Annotated in this window: 5 protein-coding genes; 1 reads left to right on the plus strand and 4 read right to left on the minus strand. The window is 73.7% G+C overall.

Annotation, left to right across the window (positions count from 1 at the left end; translation table 11 throughout):
• Positions 1–70: 70 nt before the first annotated feature.
• Entirely contained in the window at positions 71–1,330 is a 1,260-nt protein-coding gene (locus HET64_RS34925; protein ID WP_215111262.1) for a low temperature requirement protein A, read from the plus strand.
• A 27-nt stretch (positions 1,331–1,357) separates the two neighbouring features.
• Here the strand turns inward: HET64_RS34925 and HET64_RS34930 are convergent, their stop codons facing one another.
• The 4 genes from HET64_RS34930 to HET64_RS34945 form a co-directional block, all read right to left on the minus strand.
• Positions 1,358–2,281 (minus strand): LysR family transcriptional regulator, encoded by a 924-nt coding sequence (locus tag HET64_RS34930; RefSeq protein WP_215111263.1) that lies wholly within the window; start codon positions 2,279–2,281, stop codon positions 1,358–1,360.
• 46 nt (positions 2,282–2,327) lie between these two features.
• Entirely contained in the window at positions 2,328–3,527 is a 1,200-nt protein-coding gene (locus HET64_RS34935; protein ID WP_215111264.1) for a glycine C-acetyltransferase, read from the minus strand.
• Positions 3,528–3,564: 37 nt separating this feature from the next.
• Positions 3,565–4,593, minus strand: a complete 1,029-nt coding sequence (gene tdh, locus HET64_RS34940; RefSeq protein ID WP_215111265.1) for an L-threonine 3-dehydrogenase — start codon at positions 4,591–4,593, stop codon at positions 3,565–3,567.
• A gap of 382 nt (positions 4,594–4,975) precedes the next feature.
• A partial coding sequence (locus HET64_RS34945) for an ABC transporter substrate-binding protein (protein WP_215111266.1) occupies positions 4,976–6,320 on the minus strand: 1,345 nt, incomplete at its 5' end.

Raw genomic sequence — 6,320 nt, forward strand, 5'->3', positions numbered from 1 at the left:
CTGCCGGGCCGTGTCGCCATTCGGCCCACAGCCGAGGCGCGGTGCGGTGGCCTCCGACGACCATGGGTCCATGGAGTCCACGGAGGGCGCCGCCTCCCCCGCCGGGAAGGCGGCCCCCGCAGCGCCGGCCGAACGGCACGCGGGCTGGAACGAGCTGTTCTTCGACCTCGTCGTCGTCGCCGGGGCGGGGCAGCTGGCCCATCTGCTGCACGACGGCCCGCACCTGGCGGATCTCGCCCTCTTCGGGGTTCTCTACCTGGCCTTCTGGACCACCTGGGCCGGGTTCGCCGTCTACGGGGACATCGCGGCCTCCGCCACCCGGGTCCGCACCCTGTTGATCGCCATGTTCGGCATGGCCGTGATGGCGGCCTCCGTGCACGCGGTCCTGACGAGCCACGCGGTCGCCTTCGTCATCGCCTATGTCGCGCTGCGCTGGCGGGCGGGCCGGGTCTGGCAGCGCGGCAGCATCGTCGTGGACTGGCCGCTGGCCCAGTTCGGCTCGGGGGCGGTGCCCTGGCTGGTCTCCCTCTTCGTGGAGACGCCGCTGCGCTACTGGCTCTGGGCCCTGGGCATCGCGCTGGACATCGTCACCCTGCTCGTCTCCACCCGCGCCCGCACGCTGCGGCACGCGACCGAACGGGCCGCGCGCCGCAGCGACGGCCGTCCCCCGCGGGGCCCCGCGCACTCCTCCGTCGCCGAACCGCCCCGGCTCAGCGAGTCACGGATCGACGCCGCGCACATGGGCGAACGGCTCGGGCTGTACGTGATCATCGTGCTGGGCGAGGGCGTCATCCAGATCATCGACGCCGCGTCGACGCGCGACGACTGGGACCGGCCGCTCGCCGCCACCGGGCTCGGGGCGTTCGGGCTGCTGGCCGCGATCTGCACGCTGAGCCTGCTCTACGGCACCAACGGGATCCCGCATCTGCGCAAGGACACGCTCGCTCCGAGGCTGGCGATGCTGCTGCACGCCGTGATGACCGGCTTCCTGGTCGCGTTGGCCACCGCACTGGGCTCGGCGATCACGCACGTGGACGACGTCCTGCCCAGGGGCCAGCACTGGCTGCTGTGCGGGGCGATGGCCGGGTACTTCGCCGCCGGGCTGGTCGCGGCGCTGCCACTGGCCGACCGGTCCGACCGTGTGTGGGTCCTGGGCTGGGCGGCGCCTTCGGTGGCCGTGTCCGTCGCGCTCGCCCCGCTCGGCGTACGGTTGCCGGCCTGGGCCACGATCTGGATCCTGGTGGCGCTGGTCTGCTGGCAGATCGCCTACGACCCGGGGGCGCGCGGGCGGCGCAAACGAAGGACCGGGCGACGGGCCCGGATCGCCTGACCCCCGTCGTTCAGGACGGGGCGGTGCTCAGGTCCGTGCCAGGCCCGCTTCCCGTACGGCCACCGCCTCCATCGCGTCCAGCACCGGCCGGATCAGCGGATGGCCCTCGGCCCCCTGCCGTACGGCCGCGAAGACGCGGCGGGTGGGGGCGCTGCCCTCGACGGGGCGGACGACCACCCCGGTCAGCTCCATCCCGCGCAGCGCGGACCGGGGCACCAGGGCCACCCCGGCGTCGGCCCCGGCCAGGGCGACCACGGCGCGGAAGTCGTCCGAGGAGTGTTCGAGGCGGGGGGCGAACCCGGCGAACTCGCAGGCCAGGACCACCACGTCATGGCAGGGGTTGCCCGGGTAGGGCCCGATCCACGGGTCCTTCGCGAGGTCGGCGACCGCCACCTGGTCCTGGTCCGCGAGGCGGTGGTCCACCGGGAGCACCGCGTCGAACGGCTCCGAGTACAGGGAGACACGGGTGAGCCGGCGGTCGTCCTCGGCGGGCGCGCCCCGGTACTCGACGGCCACCGCCACGTCGACCTGCCGGTCCAGCACCATCGGCACGCTCGCGTCGCCCTCCGCGTCCTGGACCTTGACCCGGATGCCGGGCGCGGTGCGGGCCAGCTCGGTGAGGGCGGGGGCGAGGACGAGGCCGATGCCGGTGGCGAACGCGGCGACCGTGACCGTACCGGCGACACCCGCGCTGTAGTCGGCGAGCTCCGCCTCGGCCCGCTCCAGCTGGGCCAGGACCACGTTGGTGTGGCTCAGCAGGATCTCGCCGGCGGCGGTGAGCCGGGCGCCGCGCGCACCGCGTTCGACGAGGTGGTGGCCGGTCTCCTGCTCCAGGGCGGCGAGCTGCTGGGAGACGGCGGAGGGCGTCAGGTACAACGCGGCGGCGGCCGCGGTCACCGTGCGGTGGTCGGCCACCGCACGGAGGATTCGCAGCCGCCGCGCATCGATCATGTGCCCATTGTCCCAGGTCGCGACGAGTGCCCGACCCGGTGAGCGGTTACGCCTCCGCGTCCAGGGCGGCCCGCGCGTCGACGAACGCGTCCACCGCGCGGTTCACGTCGTCCGTGGAGTGCGCGGCGGAGAGCTGGACGCGGATCCGGGCCGCGTCCTGCGGGACGACGGGGTAGGAGAAGCCGATCACGTACACCCCGCGCTCCAGGAGCAGTTCCGCCATCCGGCCCGCCTTGCCCGCGTCCCCGATCATGACGGGGGCGATCGCGTGGTCGCCGGGCAGGACGTCGAAGCCCTCCTCGGTCATCCGGGTGCGGAAGAGCGCGGTGTTGGCGTTGAGCTGCTCGCGCAGGTCGCCGGCGGACTCCAGCAGGTCGATGACCTTGAGGGAGGCGGCGGCGATGACCGGGGCGAGGGAGTTGGAGAAGAGATAGGGGCGCGAGCGCTGGCGCAGCAGGGCGACGATCTCCGCGCGGGCCGCGACGTAACCGCCGGAGGCCCCGCCGAGCGCCTTGCCGAGGGTGCCGGTGATGATGTCGACCCGGTCCATGACGCCGTGCAGTTCGGGCGTGCCGCGTCCGCCGGGGCCGACGAAGCCGACGGCGTGCGAGTCGTCGACCATGACCATGGCGTCGTAGCGGTCGGCCAGGTCGCAGATCTCCTGGAGGGGGGCGACGTAGCCGTCCATGGAGAAGACACCGTCGGTGACGATGAGGCGGCGGCGGGCCCCGGACGCCTCCTTGAGCCGCGTCTCCAGCTCGCCCATGTCGCGGTTGGCGTAGCGGTGGCGCTTCGCCTTGGAGAGGCGGATGCCGTCGATGATCGAGGCGTGGTTGAGGGCGTCGGAGATGACCGCGTCATCGGGGCCGAGCAGCGTCTCGAAGACGCCGCCGTTGGCGTCGAAGCAGGAGGAGTAGAGGATCGTGTCCTCCTGGCCGAGGAAGGCCGAGAGCCGCTGCTCCAGCTCCTTGTGGACCTCCTGGGTGCCGCAGATGAAGCGGACCGAGGCCATCCCGTAGCCCCAGCGGTCCAGCGCCTCGTGCGCTGCGGCGATGACCTCGGGGTGGTCGGCGAGGCCCAGGTAGTTGTTGGCGCAGAAGTTGAGGACCTCGCCCGCGCGCCCGCCGGCGGTGACGGCCACGGTCGCGGACTGCGGGGTGCCGATCACGCGCTCGGGCTTGTGCAGCCCGGCGGCGCGGATCTCGTCGAGCGTGGTGCGCAGGTCGTCGCGTACGGAGTCGAACATGCGGGATTCCTTACGGAGTAAGAGATGCGGTCGGGGGTCAGACGGTCCAGTCGAGGATGACCTTGCCGCCGAGGCCGCTCGCGGCGTCGTCGAAGGCCGCTTCGTAGTCGCGGAAGCCGTACCGGCCGGTGATCACGGGGGCGAGGTCGAGGCCGCCCTCCAGCAGGACGGACATGGCGTACCAGGTCTCGTACATCTCGCGGCCGTAGATCCCCTTGATGGTGATCATCGAGGTGACGATGCGGGACCAGTCGACGGCGAACTCCTCGGCGGGCAGGCCGAGCATCGCGATGCGGCCGCCGTGCGTCATGTTCGCGACCATGTCGCGCATCGCCTCGGGGCGGCCGGACATCTCCAGGCCGATGTCGAAGCCCTCGCGCAGGCCGAGTTCCCGCTGGCCGTCCGCGATGGTCCGGTCGGCGACGTTGAGGGCGAGGCTGACGCCGACCTTGCGGGCCAGCGCGAGGCGGGCCTCGCTGACGTCCGTGATGACGACGTTGCGGGCCCCGGCGTGCTTGGCGACGGCGGCGGCCATGATGCCGATCGGTCCGGCGCCGGTGATCAGGACGTCCTCGCCGACGAGCGGGAAGGACAGCGCGGTGTGGACGGCGTTGCCGAACGGGTCGAAGATCGCCGCGATGTCGAGGTCGACGGGGACCCGGTGCACCCACACGTTGGAGGCGGGCAGGACGACGTACTCGGCGAACGCCCCGTCCCGGCCGACGCCGAGGCCGACGGTGGAGCGGCAGAGGTGGCGGCGGCCGGCGAGACAGTTGCGGCACTTGCCGCAGACGAGGTGGCCCTCGCCGCTGACCAGGTCGCCGACGGCGATGTCCGCGACGTCGGAGCCGGTCGCGGCGACCTCGCCGGAGAACTCGTGGCCGAGGATCAGCGGGGTGGTGACCGCCTGCTGGGCCCAGCCGTCATAGGCGCGGATGTGCAGGTCGGTGCCGCAGATACCGGTACGCAGGACCTTGATCAGGACGTCGGTGGGGCCGTACTCCGGCTCCGGCACGTCCATCAGCCACAGTCCGGGTTCGGCCTTCTGCTTGACGAGTGCCTTCACGGCTGCGGCTCCCTGACGTCGGTACGCGAGTGGATACCCCGGGCCTCGGGGCATGTCGGAAGAACCCTGCGGCCCGGGGTGGATTTCGGGTGATCACCCCCATGGCGGGGGCGCGGCGGAGCGGGACGGAGCTCGTCGTACGCCTCCACGGCACACGACTCCCCGACGTACGGCCGCACGTCGTGGGGCTCCACGCGCCATCCTCGGCCGTCACGGAGAAATCTGCCGTACGACGGGGCCCGGGTCCATCGAGGATTTCTTAAGCGCGGTCGCAGGAGATCTTCACGCCTGGCCGTGGCTTCACCGACCGCTGCCGTCGCCGGGGCTCCGCTGTGGCGGCTGAAGGCGGGGACGGTCCTTACACGTCAGGCGGCAGCGGTCCTCACACGTCGCCGAACGGACCCAGGAAGCGGGGGCGGCCCTTCTCGATCCGGTAGAGGAAGATCCCGTCCGGGATACGCACCTGGCGGGTCGAGGCGTCGAAGGCGAGGGTGCGCACGATCCCCCGGTACTCGGTCCGCACGAGCCGCCGGGCGATGCCGCTGCGCACCTGCCCCGAGGCGCTGGTGGTCCCGGCGGCGCGGGCGATCAGGCCGACCGCGTCGTACGCCTCGGCGGCCCAGGTGGCCGGGGGCGCGCCGAAGCGTTCGCGGTGCGCGGCGGTGAACGTGCCTGCCGACGGGAGGGCCGTGGGGTCGGCGTACGCCTCGGCGAAGACCCAGCCGTCGGCGGCGGCGCCCGCGCCCGCGAGGAAGGCGGGCCCGAGGGCGGGTCCGGCGGCGACCCTGCCGCCGGTGAAGCCCTCGCCCGCCAGCGCGGTGGCCAGGCGGGCGGCCCGGGAGGCGTCGCCACCGCCGAGCACCACGGCGTCGGCGCGGCTGGTCACGGCCTTGCGTGCGACCGCGCCGAAGCCCGCGTTCCCCCGGACGAGGGGGTGCTCGATGAGGGTGGCGCCGGTGAGTGCGGCATCGCGGAACGCGACTCCGGTCTCCGTCGCGAGCACGGGGTCGGCGGCGTCCTCGACGAGCAGGATGCGGGTCGCGGGGCGGGTATGCGTCAGGTAGCTGATGAGTCCGGTCGAGAGCGCACGGTCGAGGGGTCGGGTCACACAGAGGTGGAGGCCGGTGCCCGACTCGGCGGTGGTGGAGCCGGCCGCGACGACGACGGTGGCGAGCCGTTCCGTTTCGTACCGCTCGACGAGGTCCCCGCGCAGCAGGCTTCCGGTGGGGCCGACGACCGCGATGACCTCGGGGTCCGCCGCCAGCCGCGCGGACACCCGCAGGGCCGCCGCCGGATCACCCGCGTCGTCCTCGACGCGCAGCGCGAGCCGGAACGTCTTGTCGTCCCGGGCGTTGTGGTCGGCGACGGCGAGCTGGACACCGCGCCGGTGGGCCAGTCCGGTGGCCCGTCCGGGGCCGCCGAGGTCGGCGTGGAGCCCGATCGTGTACGTGGGCGGCTCCCCGGAGCCGGCCGACGGGCCGCCCGCCCCCTCGCCGCTCCCCCGCAGCGCGATCCAGGTCGCGGTGGAGCCGCCGGCGAGGAGGACGGCCCCGGCCGCTCCGGCGGTGAGCAACCGCCGGCGGGCGGGACCGGACGCGGCGCCGTCCCCGGCCGGGCCGAGCGTGACGGGCAGCGGTTCGGGGTCCGGCAGCGCGAGGGCGGCGGCGGACCGCTCGGCGATCAGCGCGGGCAGCCCGGCGGGCGCCCTGTTCCGCACGATCCACGAG

This window comes from Streptomyces sp. McG3 (assembly GCF_018619185.1).
In the GTDB taxonomy this organism is placed as follows: Bacteria; Actinomycetota; Actinomycetes; order Streptomycetales; family Streptomycetaceae; genus Streptomyces.